18 protein-coding genes are annotated in these 21,632 nt (G+C 68.5%); 11 read left to right on the forward strand and 7 right to left on the reverse strand.

Going from position 1 to position 21,632, the window contains the following annotated elements:
• The first annotated feature begins 16 nt into the window (after positions 1-16).
• From L810_RS33960 to L810_RS33970, 3 genes are all read left to right on the forward strand, one after another.
• Positions 17-646 (forward strand): LysE family translocator, encoded by a 630-nt coding sequence (locus tag L810_RS33960; protein ID WP_042977299.1) that lies wholly within the window; start codon positions 17-19, stop codon positions 644-646.
• Positions 647-698: 52 nt separating this feature from the next.
• Positions 699-1,544 carry a PhzF family phenazine biosynthesis protein gene (locus L810_RS33965; protein ID WP_021162730.1) on the forward strand — a complete coding sequence of 282 codons (846 nt, stop codon included), beginning with the start codon at positions 699-701 and terminating at the stop codon, positions 1,542-1,544.
• Positions 1,545-1,745: 201 nt separating this feature from the next.
• Entirely contained in the window at positions 1,746-2,450 is a 705-nt protein-coding gene (locus tag L810_RS33970) for a cation diffusion facilitator family transporter (protein ID WP_021162731.1), read from the forward strand.
• 138 nt (positions 2,451-2,588) lie between these two features.
• Here L810_RS33970 and L810_RS33975 read toward each other — a convergent pair whose 3' ends face one another.
• Complete coding sequence (locus tag L810_RS33975) at positions 2,589-3,779, reverse strand: helix-turn-helix transcriptional regulator (protein WP_021162732.1); 1,191 nt, start codon at positions 3,777-3,779, stop codon at positions 2,589-2,591.
• 281 nt (positions 3,780-4,060) lie between these two features.
• Between L810_RS33975 and L810_RS33980 the strand changes: the two genes are divergently transcribed.
• The 5 genes from L810_RS33980 to L810_RS34000 all read left to right on the forward strand — a co-directional run bounded on the left by L810_RS33980 (position 4,061) and on the right by L810_RS34000 (position 9,458).
• Positions 4,061-4,999 (forward strand): alpha/beta hydrolase, encoded by a 939-nt coding sequence (locus L810_RS33980; RefSeq protein WP_021162733.1) that lies wholly within the window; start codon positions 4,061-4,063, stop codon positions 4,997-4,999.
• Positions 4,996-6,120, forward strand: a complete 1,125-nt coding sequence (gene ribBA, locus L810_RS33985) for a bifunctional 3,4-dihydroxy-2-butanone-4-phosphate synthase/GTP cyclohydrolase II (RefSeq protein WP_021162734.1) — start codon at positions 4,996-4,998, stop codon at positions 6,118-6,120. The genes L810_RS33980 and ribBA overlap by 4 nt, the downstream gene beginning before the upstream one ends.
• Positions 6,121-6,272: 152 nt before the next feature.
• Complete coding sequence (locus tag L810_RS33990; protein WP_021162735.1) at positions 6,273-6,701, forward strand: helix-turn-helix domain-containing protein; 429 nt, start codon at positions 6,273-6,275, stop codon at positions 6,699-6,701.
• A 2-nt stretch (positions 6,702-6,703) separates the two neighbouring features.
• A complete protein-coding gene (locus L810_RS33995; RefSeq protein WP_042977303.1) occupies positions 6,704-8,044 on the forward strand; it encodes a type II toxin-antitoxin system HipA family toxin in 1,341 nt (446 codons plus the stop codon).
• Positions 8,045-8,222: 178 nt separating this feature from the next.
• Entirely contained in the window at positions 8,223-9,458 is a 1,236-nt protein-coding gene (locus L810_RS34000) for an NADH:flavin oxidoreductase (protein WP_021162737.1), read from the forward strand.
• Between the two features lie 46 nt (positions 9,459-9,504).
• Here the strand turns inward: L810_RS34000 and L810_RS34005 are convergent, their stop codons facing one another.
• The gene (locus L810_RS34005) at positions 9,505-10,632 is read right to left on the reverse strand and encodes a 4-hydroxyphenylpyruvate dioxygenase family protein (protein ID WP_021162738.1); all 1,128 of its coding nucleotides are present in this window, start codon (positions 10,630-10,632) and stop codon (positions 9,505-9,507) included.
• Between the two features lie 355 nt (positions 10,633-10,987).
• Here L810_RS34005 and shiA point away from each other — a divergent pair, with 355 nt between their 5' ends.
• A complete protein-coding gene (gene shiA / locus L810_RS34010) occupies positions 10,988-12,295 on the forward strand; it encodes a shikimate transporter (protein ID WP_021162741.1) in 1,308 nt (435 codons plus the stop codon).
• Between the two features lie 205 nt (positions 12,296-12,500).
• Positions 12,501-13,802 carry a UDP-N-acetylglucosamine 1-carboxyvinyltransferase gene (locus L810_RS34015; RefSeq protein WP_042977305.1) on the forward strand — a complete coding sequence of 434 codons (1,302 nt, stop codon included), beginning with the start codon at positions 12,501-12,503 and terminating at the stop codon, positions 13,800-13,802.
• 110 nt (positions 13,803-13,912) lie between these two features.
• Here L810_RS34015 and L810_RS34020 read toward each other — a convergent pair whose 3' ends face one another.
• Positions 13,913-14,524 (reverse strand): hypothetical protein, encoded by a 612-nt coding sequence (locus L810_RS34020; protein WP_021162742.1) that lies wholly within the window; start codon positions 14,522-14,524, stop codon positions 13,913-13,915.
• 386 nt (positions 14,525-14,910) lie between these two features.
• Between L810_RS34020 and L810_RS34025 the strand changes: the two genes are divergently transcribed.
• Positions 14,911-15,681: an IclR family transcriptional regulator domain-containing protein gene (locus L810_RS34025; RefSeq protein ID WP_021162744.1), complete on the forward strand. Its 771-nt coding sequence runs from the start codon at positions 14,911-14,913 to the stop codon at positions 15,679-15,681.
• 32 nt (positions 15,682-15,713) lie between these two features.
• On the opposite strand, the gene L810_RS34030 is transcribed toward L810_RS34025, so the two are convergent.
• The 4 genes from L810_RS34030 to L810_RS34045 all read right to left on the reverse strand — a co-directional run bounded on the left by L810_RS34030 (position 15,714) and on the right by L810_RS34045 (position 21,196).
• Positions 15,714-18,014 carry an ATP-dependent DNA helicase gene (locus L810_RS34030; RefSeq protein WP_021162745.1) on the reverse strand — a complete coding sequence of 767 codons (2,301 nt, stop codon included), beginning with the start codon at positions 18,012-18,014 and terminating at the stop codon, positions 15,714-15,716.
• Entirely contained in the window at positions 18,011-19,705 is a 1,695-nt protein-coding gene (locus tag L810_RS34035) for a VRR-NUC domain-containing protein (protein WP_021162746.1), read from the reverse strand. The genes L810_RS34030 and L810_RS34035 overlap by 4 nt, the downstream gene beginning before the upstream one ends.
• A 96-nt stretch (positions 19,706-19,801) precedes the next feature.
• Complete coding sequence (locus L810_RS34040) at positions 19,802-20,683, reverse strand: MipA/OmpV family protein (RefSeq protein WP_021162747.1); 882 nt, start codon at positions 20,681-20,683, stop codon at positions 19,802-19,804.
• A gap of 201 nt (positions 20,684-20,884) precedes the next feature.
• Positions 20,885-21,196, reverse strand: a complete 312-nt coding sequence (locus L810_RS34045) for a hypothetical protein (RefSeq protein WP_042977308.1) — start codon at positions 21,194-21,196, stop codon at positions 20,885-20,887.
• Positions 21,197-21,632: the final 436 nt, after the last annotated feature.

Consider the following 21,632-nt stretch of genomic DNA (forward strand, 5'->3'; position numbering starts at 1 on the left):
CTCTGGAGAAACTCGAATGATCGCCAGTCAGATCGCACTCGCCTACGGCACCTATCTCATCGCCACCGCCAGCCCCGGGCCGAGCAACATGGCGATCATGGGAACAGCGATGCGTGACGGCCGCCTGCCTGCCCTCGTTCTGGCGGCAGGCGTCATCACGGGCTCACTCTTCTGGGCGGTCCTGGCGGCGACCGGCGTTTCCGCCGTGCTGGCGGCCTATGCCGAGGCGCTTTTCGTCATCAAGATGGTGGGTGGTGTCTACCTGCTCTACCTGGCGTTCCGCACGGGCAGGTCGGCGCTGAAACCGGGCTCCGACTTCGCGAAGATGGAACCGGGACGCTCGACACCTCGCTATCGACAGCTCTACCGCCAGGGCATTCTCATGCATATCGGAAACCCGAAGGCGGTTCTGGCCTGGATGGCGATCATGTCACTTGGGCTTCCGGAGCACGCCCCCGGCGGTACCTTGCCGGCGATCATCGGTGGTTGCGCGTTCCTCGCCGTCATCGTGTTTGGTGGTTATGCGGTCCTCTTCTCGACCGCTCGGATGATCGCCCTTTATACCCGCCTCCGGCGCTGGATTGAAGGCACGCTCTCCGCGGTGTTCGCCGTTGCGGGAGTCCAGCTGCTTGCCTGGCAACGTTGATCCCGGCTTGTCGGCGCCCTCACGAACTGATCTGAATTGAAAGAGCGATGCCATGACCTTTGCGATCCATATGATCGATGTCTTCGGCGCCGGGCCGTTTTCGGGCAATCCGCTGGCGGTCGTTATCGGTGCCGATGCCCTGGCAACGGATGACATGCAGCGGCTGACGCGGTGGTTCAACCTGTCCGAGACCGCTTTTCTCTTGCCGCGCACGCATCCTGAGGCTGACTACCGGGTCAGGATCTTCACCCTGGACAGGGAGATGCCTTTTGCCGGGCACCCGACGCTCGGCAGTTGTCATGCGTGGCTCTCGACGGGCCGCGTGCCGAAGCGCGAAGCGGAAATCGTCCAGGAATGCGGCGCCGGGCTGGTTCCGATCCGACACAATCACGAGCGGCTTTCCTTCGCCGCCCCGCCGCTGATCCGCTCCGGCGCGCCAACACAGGATGAATTGGATCAGGCTCGGCGACTGCTGGGGATCGAATCGGGCGATATCCTTGATGCCGCCTGGATCGACAACGGCCCCGGATGGCTGGGCATCAGGCTGGTATCGGCGGAGACGGTGCTTGCCCTCAATCCGCTCCGCAGTTGGCCCGGCCGGATCGATGTCGGCGTTATTGGCCCTCATGCAACAGGCGGCAACGCGGCCTTCGAGGTTCGCGCCTTCTTCAGCGACCATCTGGGCGCTATCGTCGAAGATCCAGTTACTGGAAGCCTCAATGCTTCAATGGCGCAGTGGCTGTTCGCGACAGGTGTGGTTGAGGACGACTATGTCGCCGCCCAGGGGACACGCCTCGGCCGCCATGGCCGCATTCATTTGACCCGCGACGAGGCTGGCCAAATCTGGGTCGGCGGCAAGACTCGCACGCATGTCGAAGGCCGGCTCCACGGCCTTTGAAAAGGCAAACGAGAAAGCTGCAACCTGATGTTCGGCCGCCCCGGCGCACGCCGGCAACTTGTCTCGCATCTGTGTGGGCCGCGGAGGCCGCCGGATGCGCATCGCTGACTGGTCGCGTCGCGACCGTCGCCTGTCACCGATCTGCCACCGTCGCCCGGTAGCGTTCGGGGCTGACCCACGCTTTCGACAGACGAATCCGCCATGCAGCGCACGTCGCGCGCCACGCCCCACGTTTATGCGGCCACGTCCCGTGCCCTCGCCGCCAGCCTTGCGATCAACCTGCTGCTGCTCGTCGTCGAGACGGTCGCGGCATGGTCCGCGCATTCGTCGGGGTTGCTCGCGGACGTCGCGCACGCGGCGATCGATCTCGCAGCCGATGCGCTGATCCTCGTTGCATGCCGGCTCGACGCGCGCCTGCCGCCGGAACGGCGCCCGACCTGCGAACCGCTTGCGCTCGTGGGCCTCGGCGCATTGCTCGTGGCGACCGGCGCGCAGATGATCTGGCACACGACGAACCGGTTCGCTGCGCCGCCCGTCGTACAGCCGGGCATGACGACGCTCGCGCTCGTCGCCGTCACGCTCGCCGGCAAGGCCGCGCTGTCGCACTGGATGCTGCGCAAGGCACGCGAGACGGGCTCCGCGCTGCTCGAGGCGAGCGGCTGGCATGTCCGGACCGACGCGCTGGCGTCGCTGCTGGCGGCGCTCGCGATGGGCGCGGCACGGGTCGGCTTCGGCCGGCTCGACGATCTGGCCGCGCTGGCGATCGGCGCGCTCGTGATCCGCACGGGCGCCGGTTTCATCCGGCGCGGTTGCGCGCAGTGGCCGGCGCTGGCGTCGTGGGCGGGTCGTGAACGTGCCCGACAGCGCCTGCGTCGGGCATCCGGTCTCCGCGAGCGGCTGCGCTGAATGAAGGAGCGGCTCGCGCAGGTGCGAGCCCTTTTCGCATGATGTCGCCGCCACGGCGTGACGCGTGACGCGTCGATCGTTGTCGATGTATCGCCCGACGAATGCGGCCGGTTCCGATGAATCGGCGTCGGCCGTCGCTTACCCGAGCGGCACGACGCTCCCGAGCAGAATCCGCACGAGCGTCGCCTGGCGCGTGACGCCCGTCTTCGAGAAGATCGCCCGCAGGTGCGTGCGCGCGGTGTTCTTGCTGATCCCCGATTCCTCCGCGGCCTCCTCGAGCGTCAGCCCGTTGGTCAGCAGCAACGCGAGCGACGTCTCGGCGGGCGTCAGGTCGAACAGCTTGCGGATGATTTCCTGCGCACCCTGCGGCTTGCGGTCGGGGTCGCGCAGGAACAGCGTGACGGCCGGCCGCCGCTTGTTGTCCTCCGACCAGTCGGACAGCAGCACCGTGCGCACCAGCAGCCCGAGGCGCGGCTTGTCGAAGCTGCGCGTGATCGGCATCGCCTCGACGGTCGCCGCGGCCGTGCCGTGGTGCCCCATCACCGCGTGGCGGATCAGCCGCTTGAGCGTGCGGTTCTCCTGCGCGTCGGTCGCCTCGATCGTGCCGCGCGCAATCGTCAGACCGTTGTTCTGCTTCAGGATCTCGTCGGCGACGCTGTTCATGTCGATGATCGTGCCGTTCTCGTCGAGCGTGATCGTGCCGATCTGCATCCGGTTGATCGCGTTCGCGTAGATCGAGCGTTCGACCTCGGCCGTGTCGAGCCGCGAATGCAGCTCGACCGCACGCTTCAGGTGCGGCAGCAGCAACGCGCAGATCGCCTTGTCGCGCGCGGAGAACTGCTTCGAAGCGTGGTTGCGGCATACGCGGAACCGGCACTCGACGCCCGACGGCGTGCGCAGGTCCGCGCCGAGGATGTAGCGCACGTCCTGCGGCTTCAGGAACTGCTTGTACAGTTCGCTCGACAGCCAGCCCGTGTCGCCGAACACGTCGTCGACCGTGACCACGCGATCGGCCGGCAGGCCGACGAACGGATCGAGCGAATAGTAGTAGTTGTTGTACGACGCTTCGCCGTCACCCGGCACGACCGGGCCGTATTCCGATGCGTGCACGGACAGCGGCGCGCGGCGGTCGCTCGCGGCCGCACGCAGGATCAGCGTCACGTAGTTGGCCTGCAGCAACCGGCGAACCAGCTCGAGCGCGCCCGCCCACGGCGGCGTTTCCAGCGGGCCCTGGTAGATGCGTGCCATCAGCTCGCTGAAATCCGCGACGCCGATGTCGGCTTCGTCACTGGTTGCCTGGCTCTCTTGCGGAGCCCATCTCGTCTCCATCAGCACGCTCCATCCTCCATACGACATGTTTCCGACGCGACCCAACCGCGCCGCCATGATTAAGACGCGTCTAAATTCCGGCGTCATCGGGAGATTCACTGAATGGTGAGAATTGGCCATCCGGGCGAACCAACCATCGTCCGATCGGATGATGTGGCGCCCTGCCCGCTACGCTGGAATGCCCGTCAGGCCGTGCCGGCAAGCGTCCGGCGCGGACTCAGGGAAAACCGCGACACGGGTTTACCTGATTCAAACCGTATCCGATTCAGACAGGAGTCCCCATGCCGCTCGACCCACAGGCGCAGGCGCTGCTCGCCGCGTTCGCCCAGGCACCCGCGATCGATTTCGCGCAGCTCACCGTTCCCGCGTATCGCGCGAGTCTCGCCGCCGGTGGCGCGTTCGCCCCGGGCGATGCCGTCGCCGCGGAAGAGGACTGGCCGATTCCCGCATCGGGCCGTCAGTTGTCCGCACGGCTGTATCGGCCCGCTGCCGACGGGCCGTTGCCGCTGACGGTGTTCTTCCACGGCGGCGGCTTCGTCGCGTGCGGCATCGATTCGCACGCGAACCTGTGCCGCAGCCTCGCGGCCCGTGCGCGCACGCTCGTGCTGTCGGTCGACTACCGGCTCGCGCCCGAGGCGCGTTTTCCGGCCGCCGCGCACGACGCATGCGACGCCGTGCGGTGGGCCGCCGCCAGCGCGCGCGATCTCGGCGCACGCGCCGGCGCGCTGGCGGTTGCCGGCGACAGCGCCGGCGGCAATCTTGCGGCGGTCGCCGCGCTGCAGTTGCGCGGCTCGGGCATCGCGATCGCGCACCAGTTGCTGCTGTATCCGGTCGTCGATTGCGCGACCGAGCATCCGTCGTACGAAACGCTCGGCAACGGCTATTTCCTGACGGCGGACATGATGCGCTGGTTCAAGCGCCACTATTTCGACGACGGCGCCGATCGCGCGTCGTCGCTTGCAAGCCCGCTCGCCGCGCCGGACGTCGCGGGCGCGCCGCCGGCGACGATCGTCAGCGCCGAATTCGATCCGCTGCGCGACGAGGCCGAAGCGTATGCGCTGCGTCTCGCGCAGGCCGGCACGCCGGTGACCGTCGTGCGCTGGCCGGGCCAGCTTCACGGTTTCGCCAGCATGCTCGGCGCGATCGATGCCGCCGACCGCGTGCTGACCTTCGGCGCCGACGCGCTGCGCCGCGCGTTCGACGCGACGGAGGCGCCATGAGCGTCGCCGGCACGCTGGAGATCGTCGACGAGCTGCGTGCGGGCCGGATGGTCCTGCTCGTCGATGAAGAGGATCGCGAGAACGAAGGCGATCTCGTGATCGCGGCCGATCACGTGACGCCGGAAGCGATCAATTTCATGGCGCGCTTCGGGCGCGGGCTGATCTGCCTGACGCTGACCGCCGAGCGCTGCGAGCAGTTGCGCCTGCCGCCGATGGCCGATCACAACGGTACGCCGTTCGGCACCGCGTTCACCGTCAGCATCGAGGCGGCCGAAGGCGTGACCACCGGCATTTCGGCGGCCGATCGCGCGCATACGATTCGCGCGGCGGTGCGGGCGGGCGCCCGCCCCGACGACCTCGTCCAGCCGGGCCACGTGTTCCCGATCGCCGCGCGCCCGGGCGGCGTGCTCGTGCGCGCGGGGCACACCGAGGCCGGCTGCGATCTCGCGGCGCTCGCGGGGCTCACGCCCGCGTCGGTGATCTGCGAGGTGATGAACGACGACGGCACGATGGCGCGGCTACCCGAGCTGAAGGCGTTCGCCGCGCATCACGGGCTGAAGATCGGCACCATTGCCGACCTGATCCATTACCGGCGCGAACACGAATCGCTCGTCGAACGCGTCGGCGAGCGGCCGCTGCATACGCCGTGGGGACGATTCCGTGCGATCGAGTATCGCGACACCGTGCACGGCGCGCCGCATCTCGCGCTCGTGCGCGGCGAGCCCGATCCGTCGACGCCGGTGCTGACGCGCGTGCACGAATGCCATTCGCTGCTCGACCTGCTCGATGCGGAGCCGTCCGCGCATTCGTGGCCGCTGCATGCCGCGCTGCACCGGATCGACGCGGCCGGCTGCGGGGTCGCGGTGCTGCTCGACTGCGACATGCGCGGCGACGCGATGCGGATGCCGGCCGGCCATGCGCGGCGCGACGGACGCGTGACGGGAATCGGCTCGCAGATCCTGCGCGAGCTCGGCGTGCGGCGGCTGAACGTGCTGTCGAGCCCGTTCCGGTTGCCCGCGCTGTCGGGACACGACCTGGAGATCATGGCGTTCATTCCGCTCGGCGACGACGATCCGGAAAGCGTGCGAAGCGCGCATGCGAATCCGCTGCGGGCGGCGTGACGCGTTGCCGCGGGATGGTCGGCGGGTCACCCGCTTGACAGGCTATCGTTTGTTTTTGTTGAATACAGTCTTTGGTTTGTATTTTGACAATACATGCTGTAGATTGTATTTTCCGATTACAAACGATCGCCTGTCATTCCGCGGAGCGCCCGATGGCCTTTCCTGTCCAGACCCTGACCCAGTTGCGTCCGATACTCGTCGGCTTCCGGAAATCCGCGGGGCTCACGCAGGCGCAATTGGCCGCCCGCCTGGGCGTCACGCAGCAATCCTATGCGCAGCTCGAAGCCAACCCGTCGGCGGTCAGCATCGAGCGGCTCTTCAAGGTGCTGAACACGCTCGGCGTGCGCATGACGCTCGCGCTGGGCACGCAGGACGCTTCGGTGGCATCGGCCGATCCTGCGCCCGATGCCGATGCCGCGCCGGCGGTTCGCCAACCCGCCGCGAGCAAACGCAAGCCGGATGCGGCGCGCGGCACCACGGCCGCCAAAAAACCAGCCCGGCCTGCGGCCGGCGCTGCCCGCAAGCGGCCCGCGACGGCAACAGCCGGCAAGCCACGGGTTTCGAAGCGGGAGGACTGGTGACGATGGCCACGCGTGCCCGTCACGACCGGCTCGACCTGTGGATGAACGGCATTCCGGTGGGTTACTGGGAAGTCCGGCGCGGCGTCGAGCGCCTCGTCTACCTGCCGGCCTGGCTCGACGATCCACAGGGGCGGCCGTTGTCGCTGTCGCTGCCCTTCACGCCCGGCAACCAGCCGCACCAGGGCGCGATCGTCGCCGATTATTTCGACAACCTGCTGCCGGACAGCGAGCCGATCCGCCGCCGCATCGCGCAGCGTTACCGGCTCCGGTCGACGGCGCCGTTCGAGCTGCTCGCGTCGATCGGCCGCGATTGCGTCGGCGCGATCCAGATGCTGCCGCCCGGCGAAACGCCCATCGATCTCGAGACGATCGACGGCGTGACGCTCGACGATACGGCCGTCGCCGAGGTGCTGCGCCACGCGACCGCCGCGCCGCTGCCCGGCCATGCGGAGCCGGAAGGCGACCTGCGCCTGTCGATTGCCGGCGCGCAGGAAAAGACGGCATTGCTGCGCCAGGGAAACCGCTGGCTGCGGCCGTCGGGCAGCACGCCGACGACGCACATCTTCAAGCTGCCGCTCGGGCGTGTCGGGAACATGCAGGCCGACATGCGGACGTCCGTCGAAAACGAGTGGCTGTGCGCGAAGCTCGTCGCCGCGTACGGCTTGCCGGTCGCGGCGTGCGACATCGGCCGGTTCGACGACCAGAAGGCGTTGATCGTCGAGCGCTTCGACCGGCGTGCTTCGCGCGACCGCACGTGGATCCTGCGGTTGCCGCAGGAGGACATGTGCCAGGCGACCGGCACGCCGTCGGGCGCGAAATACGAGTCCGACGGCGGCCCGGGCATCGACACGATCATGGGCATCCTCGCCAATTCGGCCGACGCCGCGCCCGACCGGATGAATTTCTTCGTCGCGCAGCTCGTGTTCTGGGTGCTGGCGGCGATCGACGGGCATGCGAAGAACTTCAGCATCGCGCACCTGCCCGGCAACACGTACCGCAGCACGCCACTGTACGACGTGCTGTCCGCGCATCCGATCATCGGCACGCGCCGCAACCAGCTCCCGCCGCGCCGCGCGCGGCTCGCGATGGCCGTGTGCGGGAAGAACCGGCACTACGTGATCGGCGAAATACAGCCGCGCCACTGGGTCGCACAGGGCCGACGCGTCGGCCTGACCGAAGACGACGTGCACGCCGCGATGGCGGCCGTCGTCGCTCGCACGGAACCCGCGATCGCGGAAGCCGCGGCGCAGATCCCGGCGGAATTTCCGATGGACGTCGCGGATGCGATCTTCGACGGGATGCGTCGTCAGGTCCGCAAGCTCAAGGCAGGCGATCTCGCGTGACGGATCGACGGCGGTCGGTCGGGTTCGGGGCGGGTTTTGGCGTCCGGTGGCGCGCTTCGATGTACTGAATCGGGCGCCCGCCCGGAACGGGTTGTGCCGGGCTCGTCCACCCGGACGATGCGCGCCCGCACCACCGCCGCACAATGGTCGCCGTGCCCAATCCCGCCCCCGCCCCCTCATGGAATCCGCCGACCTCACGACCGCGTTCAGCCCGCTGCAGATCGGCCCGCTGACGCTGCGCAACCGCCTGATCAAGTCAGCCACCAACGAGGGCATGACGCCGAACGGCGTGCCGTCGCGCGCGCTCGTCCGTTTTCACGAACGCATCGCCGAAGGGGGCGCCGCGCTGACGACCGTCGCGTATTGCGCGATCAGCGACGACGGACGCACGTTCGTCGACCAGGCACGGCTCGACGTGCCGACGGTCCGCCAGTTCCGCGCGCTGACCGATGCCGTCCATCGCCACGGCGCCGCTGCATCCGCGCAGATCACGCACGGCGGCTGCTTCACGTTCCTGCCGTCGCTGTCGACCCGGCGGCCGTTGAGCGCATCGGGCGGCTTCAACAAGGTCGGCGTGATGAGCGGCCGCTTTTTGAAGCAGGCGATGACGCGCGACCAGATGTCCGCGATCGCCGACGAATTCGCGCAGGCCGCACGCCATGCGCGCGACGCCGGCTTCGATGCGGTCGAGATCCACATGGGGCATGGGTATCTGCTCAGCCAGTTCCTGTCGCCGCTGTACAACCGCCGCCGCGATGCGTACGGCGGCGACGCGGCACGGCGTGCCGCTTTCCCGGCCGAGGTGCTGCGCCGCGTGCTCGACGCGGTGGGCCGCGATCTCGCCGTCGTCTGCAAGATCGGCGTGACCGAAGGCGTGCGCGGCGGCGGAACCGCCGACGACGCATGCGAGATCGCGCGGCGGCTCGAAGCCGAAGGCGCGCACCTGCTCGTGCTCAGCGGCGGGATGAACGTCGAATCGGTGTGGCAGTTGTTCGGCAGCCCGTTGCCCGGCGACGCGCGCGCGAACGCCGACAACGCAATCGTGCGCGCGGCAATGGCGCTGCAGAAACTCACCGAGCCGAAGATGGGCGCGTTTCGCGAGATGTATTTCCTCGAGCACTCGAGGAAGGTGCGCGCGTCCGTCCGGATGCCGCTCGCTTACCTCGGCGGCGTACGTTCGCGCGGGAACGTCGAGCTGGCGATGCGCGAAGGGTTCGATGCGGTCGCGCTCGCCCGCGCGCTCGTGTTCGAGCCGGATTTCGTCAACGGACTGCGCGACGGCCGGCTCGCGCAGTCGGGCTGCACGTCGTGCAACCGTTGTGTCGTGTCGATGTACACGCCGGGCGGCACCGCGTGCGTCCTGCACGAGCCGAACGACCCCGCGCCAAACCGGGTGCCGGCCGCCGGCACGTGAAGCGCGACGCGGGGCGCGGGACGCCCGATGCGGGCGCCGGCGCTGCTCAGCCGGCGTCGCGCGCGCGGGCGAGCGCCGCGAGATTGCCTTCGCCGAACCCGTGGTGCCCCTTGCGCTGCACGATTTCGAAGAAGATCTCGCCGGGCCGGCGCTTGACGAAAGTCTGGAAGAACAGCCTCGGCACGCCGTCGCCGCCGATCTCGCCGTCGACCAGCACCGCGCGACGGCGCAGCGCGTCGAGATCGACACCGTGGCCCGGCAGCCGCGCGTCGACGTCATCGTAATAGCGGGCCGGCGGCTCGATGAATTCGACGCCGTTCGCCCGCAGCGCATCGACGCAGGACAGGATGTCGTCGGTCGCCAGCGCGACGTGCTGCACGCCCTCGCCCGGATGGTCGGGCAGATACGCGTGCATCAGCTCGGTGCGCCGCGTGCCTTCCTCGTAGACCGGAATCCGCACCGCGCCGCACGGCGACACCATCACACGCGATTCCTCCGACACATGCCAGTGCGCGTCGATTTCGTGGATCTCGCGAAAATGCAGCAGGTCGTGGTAGAAATCCAGCCACTCCCGCATGCGCCCCGCACCGACGGTCTGCGTGAAATGATCGACCTGCTGCAGCCCGACGCCCACGCAGTCGAGATCGGTATGCGCGGTCGCGATGTCGATCGGCCGGAAATCGATGTCGAAGATCGAGATGTCGCCGACGCCGCCCCGCTGGCCGTCGCGCCCGCGCCAGCGGTCGACGAAATAGAGGTGCGAATCGCCGATGCCCTGGATCGCGGGGATCTTCAGCTCGCCGACCCCGACCTTCTCGCCTTCGAACGCCCACGCACCGAGCTCGATCGCCCGCTCGAACGCGCGCCGGGCACTGGCCACGCGCAGCCCGATCGCGCAGACACCCATCCCGTATTCCTCCGCGTAGCGCGCGGCGAACGAATCGGGCTCGGCGTTGATCAGGAAATGCATCTGACCTTGCCGGTAGAGCGTGACGTTCTTGCTGACATGCCGCGCGATCGCCTTGAACCCGAGCTGCTCGAAGCGCTGAGCGAGCGCCTCGGGCACGGGCGCCGCGAATTCGACGAATTCGAGGCCGGCCATCCCGAGCGGATTGGCAGCCGGATCGGCAACGGGCGGCGTATCGCTGGACAGGGGGTGGGAATTGCCGGGCATTCCAGTCTCCGGGGGCATGCGTTCGATGGGGATGGCGCCCGTCGCTGGCGGCAAGCGCGGCCAACGTGGCGACCGCATCCGCTCCGAACGGGCAAGTTCTCAATGCTGCAGATTTTAACCAGATCGTTCACGGCGGCACACCCTGGCCAAACGGGATATCGTCGCACCGCCTAGTGCAAACCCGAAAAGCGTTCGATAATCGCACGGACTTGTACGATAATCGCGCATCTTGTCCGATTGGCCAATTGCCGCCGTACGGCGCGCGCCCTATTCTCCGTTCACTCATCGACTTCAATGCAGCATCGGACGCGGCGCCGCCACGATTCCACGATGCGCCGTGCCAGGAGACACCGCCATGACCCCAACCTTCGACACCCTCGACGCCGCCGCCAGCGCCCGCGTCCGCAGCCAGGCCCGCAAGGCCGCGATCGGCAGCTTCGTCGGCGCCGTTGTCGACTGGTACGACTTCCTGCTGTACGGGATCGTCGCCGCGCTCGTATTCAATTCCGAGTTCTTTCCGAAAGTCAGCCCGACGATGGGCACGCTCGCGGCGTTCGCAACCTTCGGCGTCGGTTTCCTGTTCCGGCCGCTCGGCGGCATCGTGTTCGGCCACTACGGCGACCGGCTCGGCCGCAAGCGGATGCTGGTCCTGACGGTGATGCTGATGGGGCTGTCGACGGTCGCGATCGGCCTGCTGCCGGCATTCTCGACGATCGGCTGGTGGGCACCCGTGCTGCTGGTGCTGATGCGCGCGATCCAGGGGTTCGCGGTCGGCGGCGAATGGGGTGGCGCGGCGCTGATGGCCGTCGAAAGCGCGCCGAAGCAAAAGAAGGCGTTCTACAGCAGCGGCGTGCAGGTCGGCTACGGCGTCGGCCTCGTGCTGGCCACGGGCATCGTGTCGATCCTGAGCCATACGCTCGGCGAGGCCGCGTTCAAGTCGTGGGGCTGGCGCCTGCCGTTCGTGTTCAGCATCGTGCTCGTGCTGATCGGGCTGTGGGTACGCAAGAACATGGACGAATCGCAGGAGTTCGTCGAGAAGGTCGAACACGGCAACCGCAAGCTGCGCCTGCCGGTGCTGGAGGCGCTGACGCGCCATCCGAAGGCGTTCCTGCTGATCATTGCGCTGCGGCTCGCCGAGCTGTTCACGATGTACATCGTCACTGCGTTCGCGCTCAGCTATTCGACGACGAACCTCGGCATGTCGCGCGACCTGTTCCTGAACATCGGCCTGCTGGTGGGGGCGGTGAGCTGCGTGACGATCCCGTGTTTCGCGTGGCTGGCCGACCGCTACGGCCTGCGCCGCATCTACCTGATCGGCGCGCTGATCGGCGTCGCGTCCGCGGTGCCGTTCTTCCTCGCGCTGGAGGCGCGGTCGATCGCGTGGATCGTGATCTTCTCGATCCTGCTCGCGAACGCCGCGCACGACATGGTCGTGAGCGTCCAGCAGCCGCTGTTCACCGAGCTGTTCGGCGCCGAATACCGCTATAGCGGCGCGGGCGTCGGCTACCAGTTCGCGAGCGTGGTCAGCGGCGGGTTCACGCCGTTCATCGCGGTCGGCCTCGTCAGCGTGGCAGGCGGCTCGTGGCACCTCGTCGCCGGTTATCTCGCGGTGGGCTGCCTGATCTCGCTGATCGTCGCCGCGCGGATGCGGGCAGCGCAGTAACGACCCGATGGCCGGCCCCCACCGTGGCCGGCCATCACGCATCGCTCGATGGCGGCCGCCAACGGCGTCGCTCGTCGCGCGCGCGACGTCAAACACTGTCAGTTATACGCCCTGATTCCCCCTTTTCCCCTCTGAACATTCCACGCCGCCCGCCGACCAATGGCATCATATGGGCCTACGTCAGTCACCGATACGCCCCCATATCATGTCGAATCTCATCGTCCACGGCGGCACTCCGCTGCGCGGGGACATCAAGCCGTCCGCGAACAAGAACGCCGTCCTGCCGATCCTGTGCGCCACCCTGTTGACCGACCAGCCGTTGCGCCTCATCGGCGTGCCGGACATCACCGACGTGCGCAAGATCCTCGACATCTTCCGCACGCTCGGCAGCGACGTGTCGGTCGACTTCACGACGGGCCTGCTCGAACTCCACCATCGCGACACGAAATTCGATCCGGCCGTCCATCGGCTGCCGGAAGCGATGCGTTCGTCGATCATGCTGATTCCGCCGCTGCTCGCGCGCTTCGGCGTCGCGCGCCTCGAGAACGACGTGAAGGGCTGCACGCTCGGCGTGCGCGAGATCGATCCGCACGTCGAGGTGTTCGAACGTTTCGGCGCGCACATCGAGCGCACGCCCGATTCGCTGATCGTCCGTACCGACGGCCCGCTGACGGCCAACGATCACTGGCTCGACTACGCGTCGGTGACGACCACCGAAAACTTCGCGCTGTGCGCGACGACCGCGAACGGCACGTCCACGCTGATGAACGCCGCGTCCGAGCCGCACGTGCAGGAGTTCTGCCAGTTCCTCGCGATGATCGGCGTCGCGATCGAGGGGATCGGCACATCGCGGCTCTGCGTGACGGGCGGCGGCACGCTCGGCGGCGGCGAGTTCCGCTTCGCCGAGGATTTCCACGAAATCGCGACGTTCCTCGCGCTCGGCGCGATCACCGGCGGCGACATCACGGTACGCAACTCGTCGCCCGAACACTTCCCGCTGATCGACCGCACGTTCGCGAAGTTCGGCGTCAACGTCACGCACCGCGACGGCTGGTCGCGCGCGGAACGCGACGGCCCGCTGCGCGTGCGCCGGCCGTTCACGCAGAACATCCTCACCAAGGTCGAAGCCGCGCCGTGGCCGTACCTGCCGGTCGACCTGCTGCCGATCTTCATCGCACTCGGCGTGCGCGCGGAAGGCAGCGCGATGTTCTGGAACAAGGTCTACGACGGTGCGCTCGGCTGGTCCGGCGAACTGTCGAAGTTCGGCGCGCACGTGCTGCTGTCCGATCCGCACCGGCTGATCACGTTCGGCGGGTTGCAACTGACGCCGGCCCGCGTCGAGAGCCCGTACATCATCCGCGTCGCGATCGCGCTGCTGATGGTGGCCGCGAGCATCGAAGGCCGCTCGGAAATCATGAATGCGCTGCCGATCCGCCGCGCGCATCCGCATTTCGTCGAGAACCTGCGCTCGGTCGGCGCGAACGTCGAATGGACGAGCAGCGAGTAAGACCCTGAAGGTACGGCGTACGCCACACGAGCGCCGTACCGCCACCCGCACCCGGTTGGCGGCTGTGTCAGCCGCCTTCTCCCGTCTCTCTCCCGCCGCCCGCTCCCCCGTTACTCGCCGCCCCCGCAATCGGCATCGCCGGCGCCCATGTGGTCGAACCCGTAGAGCATCACGGCCGTCGTCCCGCGCGCCGGGTTGCTCGGGCGCTTCGCCAGGCTTTCGTCGAGCGGGGACGACGGATACTGGACACTCGTGTCCATCAAATTGCCCGGCGCCGAGCGCAACTCCGCGTCGGTCAGCTGGCGCGCTTCCGCGCGCGGCAGCCCGAACGCCTTGCGCACGTCCGCTTCGTTCCAGGTTCCCTTGAGCGTGACGGTGACCATCTGCAGATCGCCGTGCTCCCAGTCCAGTTCGACCTTCGTCGCGAGCGGATGCACGCTGGCCGCGAGCCGGTCGGGGAACACCGGGCCTTCGTAGTAGGCCTTCGTGTTCCCGCACGCATCGCCGGTATTCCGGTACTTCTTCAGCGCGCAATTGAAGCGCTTGTCACGGTAGCCGAAGGTTGTTTCGACGTAACAGCCGAATTTCGGCGACGTCATGCGCGGCCACGCACGCACGTCGACGGACGGCTTCGGGAGGGGCGTGCCGGACGAAGGATTCGCCGCGGCAAGGAGCGGCACGGCCGCGACGAGCACGGCCAACACGGATTCGCGAATTTTCATTGTTGTGGTCCAGTGGAGCCGGCGATTCTAGCGCGCCTTCGCCAGCGAGATCGTCCCGGCAATGCAGCGGAACAGCGGCAAGGCCCGCGACATGTCTTCCACACAGGTCGCGCATGTCAGCGCCGATCCGGTAGCTCTGCGTATCGCCGAGCGCCATGTACAGCCTGTACGCGCTCATGATCGGGGCCGATCTTCGGCGAATACGCGGTTTCCTGCCCCTTCACGCCACCGCCGAGGTCGATCGGCGTCACGCGCTCGATCACGCCGAAGATCGAGATCGTCGACTCGATCTACGCCTTCAGGTTGGCGATCGCCTCCGGTGAAATTCGCGCGATAATCGCCCACTCACGCGCGATTACCGCGCACCGAGACGCCACCTTCCGACGATGAAAAAGCCCGAACTCGACCGACGCGACTGGATTGCCGGCCTCGAAAAAGGCCTGGCGATCCTCGAGGCGTTCGACAGCCAGCACGCGCGCATGACGCCCACCCAGGCCGCCGCGCGCACCGGTCTCACGCGCACGGCCGCGCGGCGCTATCTGCTGACGCTCGAATCGCTCGGCTACGTGTACACCGACGGCAAGCTGTACGGCCTCACCCCGCGCGTGCTGCGGGTCGGCTGGTCGTACTTCGATTCGGCGCGCCTGCCGCGCACCGTCCAGCCCTATCTGCAGCAACTGAGCGCGTCGCTGAACGAATCGGCGTATGTGAGCGTGCTCGACGGATGGGAACTCGTGTTCATCGCGCGCAACGGCGTGTCGCGCGTGATGACGACCGGCTTCGTGCTCGGCGCGCGCGTGCCGGCGCCGCTCACGTCGCCGGGCGTCGTGCTACTCGCCCACCATCCCGATCGCGAAGCCGTGCGCGCATGGCTCGACGACACCGAACTGCCGCCGTTCACGCCGCACACGGTCACCAACAAGGCGCGCCTGCTCGAACAGGTCGACCAGGCACGCGACGCCGGTTTCGCGGCGATCGAACAGCAATTGCAGGTCGGCGTGCGCGGGATCGCGGTGCCGCTGAAGAACCGTCACGGCGAAGTGGTCGCCGCGCTGAGCACGAACATGCCGATCGGTGCGGAGACGACCGACGCGGCCGTGCGGCGCGTGCTGCCGCATCTGCAGGAAGCCGCGCTCGCGATGCTCAACGTGCTGTAGCGACGTGCCGGCACGGAAAAGCCGCGCCCCCGTCACTTGATCCGCCACCACCGCGGCAGCAGATCGCGCACCTCCCGCCGCCGGTAGCGGTCGTCGATCAGATGCACGACGCCTTCGTCGTGCTCGGTGCGGATCACGCGCCCGGCCGCCTGCACGACCTTCTGCAAGCCCGGATACAGGTACATGTAGTCGTAGCCGTTGCCGAAGCGCGCGTCCATCGCACGCCGCATCTGCTCGTTGACGTCGTTGACCTGCGGCAGCCCGAGCGTCGCGATGAACGCGCCGATCAGCCGCTCGCCGACCAGGTCCACGCCTTCCGAGAACGCCCCGCCCAGCACCGCGAAGCCGACGCCGCGCCCGCCCGCGTCGAAGCGCGCAAGAAACGCGTCGCGCTCGCCTTCGGTCATGCCGGGCGCCTGCGCCCAGACGGGCACATCCGGGTGCCGTGCCTGCATCAGCGCGACCACGCGCCCCAGATAGTCGAAGCTGCTCAGGAACCCGAGGTAGTTGCCGGGCCGCGTCGCGTATTGCGCGGCGATCAGGTCCACGATCGGTTCGAGCGACCGGTCGCGGTCGCGCCAGCGGGTCGACACGTGGCTCGCGACGCGCACCGTCAGCTGCTCGGCGCGGAACGGCCCGTCGACGTCGAGCCAGCCCGTGTCGCCGGGCAACCCGAGCGTGTCGCGGTAGAAATGAAACGGACTCAGCGTGCCCGAGAAAAGCACGGTCGCGCACGCGGCTTCGTAGCGCGGCGCGAGAAAGCCGGCCGGAATCACGTTGCGCACGCAGAGCGTCGACTGGACGCGGCGCCGGCGGCCGGCCGACGCAACGCCGTCGAGCGCCGGCTGGCGCGGCATCGGTTCGCCGTGCAGCGTCGCGTCGAAGATCGACGCGCTGTCGAACGCTTCGGCAAGCACGCCGAACTGGATCGCCTCGAAATGAAACCGCAGCAGCGCGTCGCCGTTCGCGCGCGGCGCGTCGGCCAGGTGCTCGCCGACCGCCGCGACGAGGTTCTGCAACGCCGACACGATCGGGCCCGGGATCTCCGGATACGCGGCATAACGCTCGGCCTGCGCGCGATTGACCGTGCCCCACGCGCGGGCAAGCCGGTCGAAGGCCTTGCGCAGCGCGGCGGGTGCGGCCTCGCGCGCGGCCGCGAATGCGAACGGATCGAGCGATGCGCTGTACATCTTGCGCGCACGATCGAGCAGGTTGTGCGCTTCGTCGACGAGCACGCCGACGCGCCACTGGTTCTGCTGCGCGAGCGTGTGCAGCATCGCGCTGCCGTCGTAGTAGTAGTTGTAGTCGCCGATCACCATGTCGGACCAGCGCGCGAGTTCCTGCGACAGGTAATACGGGCAGACGTCGTGCGCGAGCGCGGCCGCGCGCACGGTGTCGCGGTCGAGCAGCCCGGCCTCGATCGCCGCGTCGCGCGCGGCCGGCAGCCGGTCGTAGAAACCCTTCGCGAGCGGGCACGACTCGCCGTGGCACGCACTGTCGGGATGCTCGCACGCCTTGTCGCGCGCAACGAGTTCCAGCACGCGCAGCGGCAGCGCGGGCGTGCCGGCGCCGAGCGTCGCCGCCGCTTCGAGCGCGAGCGCGCGGCCGGGCGTTTTCGCGGTCAGGAAGTACACGTGGTCGAGTTCGCCCTCGCCGCAGGCCTTCAGCAGCGGAAACACGGTGCCGAGCGTCTTGCCGATGCCGGTCGGCGCCTGCGCCATCAGGCAACGATCGTCGCGGGCCGCGCGATAGACGGCCACTGCCAGCTCGCGCTGGCCGCTGCGGAACTGCCCGTGCGGAAACGCGAGCGCGCGCAGCGCCGCGTCACGCGCCGCGCGATGCGCCGTCTCGCGTTCGGCCCAGCCGACGAAGCAGGCGCACTGCTCGGCGAAGAACGCCGCGAGCTCTGCCGCCCCCAGCGTTTGCGTCAGCACCGTCTCGCGCTCGGACACGATGTCGAAATAGACGAGCGCGACGTCGATTTCAGCGAGATCGCGCGCATCACACATCAGGTGCGCGTAGACCTTCGCCTGCGCCCAGTGCAGTGCGCGGTGGTTGGCCGGCATCGCGTCGAGGCTGCCGCGGAAGGTCTTGATTTCCTCGAGGCGGTTCGCCACCGGATCGTAGCCGTCCGCGCGGCCGCGCACGGTGAGCGTGCCCCACGTGCCCGTCAGCGCGATCTCGGTTTCGTAGCGCGCGCCGCGGTTCGACGTGACCGCGCCGTGGCCGGCGATGCCTTCGAGCGCGGTGGGCGCGGGCGTGAAGCGCAGGTCGAGATCGCCGCGCCGCGCGGTGAACTCGCACATCGCCCGCACCGCGACGACGTAGCTCATGCGGACAGGCCCGCCGCCTCGACGGGCGCGACGTCCGCGCCGGCCCATTCGACATCGATCACGCGCACCGGAATGCCGTGCGCGACGCAGTATGCGAGCCAGCGCGTCTGGTTGTCCTGCAGGCGGTCGCCGGGGCCCTTCACCTCGACCAGTTCGTAGCGGCGCTCGCCGGGCCAGAAGCGGACGAGATCGGGCAGCCCCGAACGGTTGCTGCGGATATCCGCGAGCAGGCGCGTGAACCACAGCCGCAAATGCTCCGGCGGCAGGCACGCAAGCGCCTCGTCGAGCAGTGCGTCGCTCAGCACACCCCAGAACACGAACGGGGATTGCAGCCCCGCCTTCGTCACGAAGTGCCGGCGAATCGTCTCTCGATAAGCGCCCGAATCGAGTTGCGCGAAGCACGCGGCGAATGCATCCGCACGGCGCGCGGCGAAATCGGGCGCGTGCAGGTCGGCCGGGCCGCGCTGGAACGGATGGAAGAACGCGCCGGGTACCGCGGCGAACACGGGTTCCCAGCACAGCAGCCCGAACAGCGAATTGATCAGCGCGTTTTCGACGTAATGAACCGGCGAAGCCGGTAGCGCCAGATGGTCGCGCACCGCGAATTCGACACTGACGAACGCATCGGGGCGCGCGAGCACGAGCGTTTCGCGCGGCACGTCCGCCGCCGGGGCCGCCCGTTCGACGCGCTGGCCGAGCCGGCGCTGCAGGCGCGGCAGCATGCGCTCGACACGCTGGCGCTCCTCGTCGCTCTCGAAACCGCCGCGCGCCCCGAGCGCCAGCGCGAGCGCATCGTCGTCACGCCCGCAGCGTTCGAGCACGCGGATGCGCCGATGGCGGCTGCCCGGCCAGGCGCTGCGCACATACGCGTCGAGCGCGCCAGCCCAGTCCGCCCGGCGCTCGCACGTCTGCCCGAGGGCGAACAGCAGCTTCGCGCGACGCGTCGCGAGCCACGGCTGCGCGCAGCCGACCGCATCGATCGCGCGCACCAGGTCGTCGAACGGCAGATCGTCGGGCCAAGCGTCGAGCGCATCGCGGCACGTCTGCAGCGCGAGATACGCGTCGACGTCGCCGCGCTGCTGGAACGCGCGCGACGACGGCGCGATCGGCACGCTTTCGTACTGGAACACGCCGAGATCGGCGAGCACGAATTCGCTCCAGTCCTGGTGGAGATTGCCGAAGAACATCAGGCGCAGCCGGTCGCACAGCGCGCCGACCGTCACGCGCAGCACGCGGTCGCCGGCCTGCGCGCACCACGCTTCGAGCGGTTGCGCAACGTCGTGCGCGGGCCGCAGCCGTTCGAGCCACTCGGGCTTGCGCTCGCCCGCATGCGCGGCGAGTGCCGGGAAGATGCGCAGCAGATCGGCCTTGGTCGACAGCGCGAACAGTTCGTCGAGCGTCAGCGCGGGGGCCGGATCGACCCAGCCGAGTTCGACGAGCGGTGCGGCCGCGTCGAGCGCGCAGCCGATTTCGTCGTACACGAGTTTGCTCGCGCGGAAATCGGACCCGTTGCGCATCAGCATCCGGACGAGCAGCGCGCGCGACGCCTGCGGCAGCGCGGCGAACTGCCGGACGAACGCGTGCTCGTGCGCATCGAACAGGTCGTCGTAACGCGCGCCGAGCCAGGCCAGCGCGCGTTCGAAATTGGTCAGGTAGTAAAACGCCGGGGGCGTCGGCGAAGCAGGCGTCACGGGGATCGATCACTGTACATTTGTACAGGTCGGAATCATATCAAATGTGACGGGAAATGCCGCTGCCCCGATCGCCTCCCTGCTGCCCGGCCGTGCTCAGAACTGGTAGTTCACCGACATGTCGAACACGCCGTTGGTCGACTGCTGCGTGATCGGGCTGCGCGCGGCGCGGCCGACGAGCTGCTCGATCGCACCGTCGATCGTGATGAACCAGTGCTTGTTCACGAACCAGGCCATGGTCACGCCCGCACCGTACGACTTGATCCCGGCCCCCGACGAATACGCCGGCAGCCCCGAACGCGCGGCGGCTCCCTGGTTCACGCCGAACCAGCTGTTCATGTAGCGCGAATCGGCGAACGACACGGTCGGCCCCGCGAACCAGAAGAAATGCTCGTTGCTGCCCGGCAGCGGCATGTACGCGGAGAAATCGCCGACCCAGCCGTTCGAGCCGCCGATGCTGCGCCGGATATCCGCGCGCAGCACGAGCGGAAACTCCTTCGAGATCACGTAATCGGCCGCCAGTTTCATCACCGGTGCCGCGTTGATGTTGTCGAGGCCGTTCAGGTGCTGGATATCGTCGGCCGAACGGCGCCCGAGGTCGTAACCGACGGACAGGCTCACGCGCCAGTTCGGCCCGCGCAGCACGTTCGCGCCGAGCCCCTCGCCCGTCGACAGGAAGAACAGGTCGCGATAGCGGATGTCGAGGTTCGGGCCGCCCATCACGCGATAGCGGTCGGAGCCCGCATAGCGCGGCTGCAGCGTCATCGCGGCGCCCACGCTGATATTCCACGTGGAAATGTTCGGGTCGAACAGTTTTTCGAGCGGCACACCCGCCGAGTATTGCCACTCGCCGAGCGGCGAAGGCGTCTGGGCCGACGCATCGCGGGTGCCGGCCGCGGCAAGTGCCGCGCATGCCGACAGGCCGGAAACGAACCGGCGTGCGCCGGGTGACAGCAACAGGCGAGCAACTGTGGCCAAGGTGGTCTCCGTCGGTTGCGTGAAACGAACCTGAGGGAAAGCGCATCGCGCCTCTTCGGCCGCAGCGGCTGCCAGGCTGCGGCGCGAACGTAGCGTGTGCTGAATTAACGGACATCCTACGCGACGCGCACGCAGACGCAAAGCGCCCGCTGCGCGCGGGCACTTTGCCCCGCGTGGGGATAGCGGCGAAGCAGGGATGAATCAGAATCGTTCGACGTGATAGTCGCCGGCCAGCGCGGCCGGGCTGCGTGACGACATCATCCGCGAGAAGCCGTCGGCGAGCCGACCGAGCGCCAGCTGCTTCTGGCTCGCATCCCAGTGCGTATAGGTGTCGTACGCGGCATCGTCGAACGACACGGTGACGGCAACCGGGCGCCCGCTGGCGCGAAAGCCGATCTGCAGCACGCCGCCCGGCAGTTCCTCGATGTGATAGCGCAGCGAACGCGATTCGAAATAGCGGCCCAGCACCTGAGCGATCGCGCGCTTGTCTGGCGATTGCACGTGAATGTCCATGACGGTCCTCCTTTTCAAGGTTCGCGCGGCCGGTCGCGGCGCACCGCTTCCGCCCGGCATCCGCATCGGCGGCGGGTTCGACGGCGGGTCGCCCTGCGGCAGCCCGTCAGGCACCGGCGGGTCGACCGGATCGTCGTGTCCGGGCGGCGGCGGGTCCGGGTCGACGTCGGGAGTCGTCGGCTCGGGGCGGTGCAGCATGGATGGTGTCTTCATGTCGCTCCTGCGCGGCGGCGTGCGCATTTCGATGGCGCCGCGAGCGCGCAAGCAGCATGCCTGCTGTCGCGCCGCGCCCGTCGGCGGCTTCGCTCAGTCGTCGTAGGCCGCCATCACCAGCCACATCGTGCGTCCTTCCGCGGTCAGTCGCACCGCTAGCGCGTACGGGTCGGACGGCGCGCATTGCCCGACGAGCGCCCGCTGCGCGCGCGCCGGGCCGTCG

The organism is Burkholderia sp. AU4i, from assembly GCF_000466765.1.
GTDB lineage: Bacteria > Pseudomonadota > Gammaproteobacteria > Burkholderiales > Burkholderiaceae > Burkholderia > Burkholderia cepacia.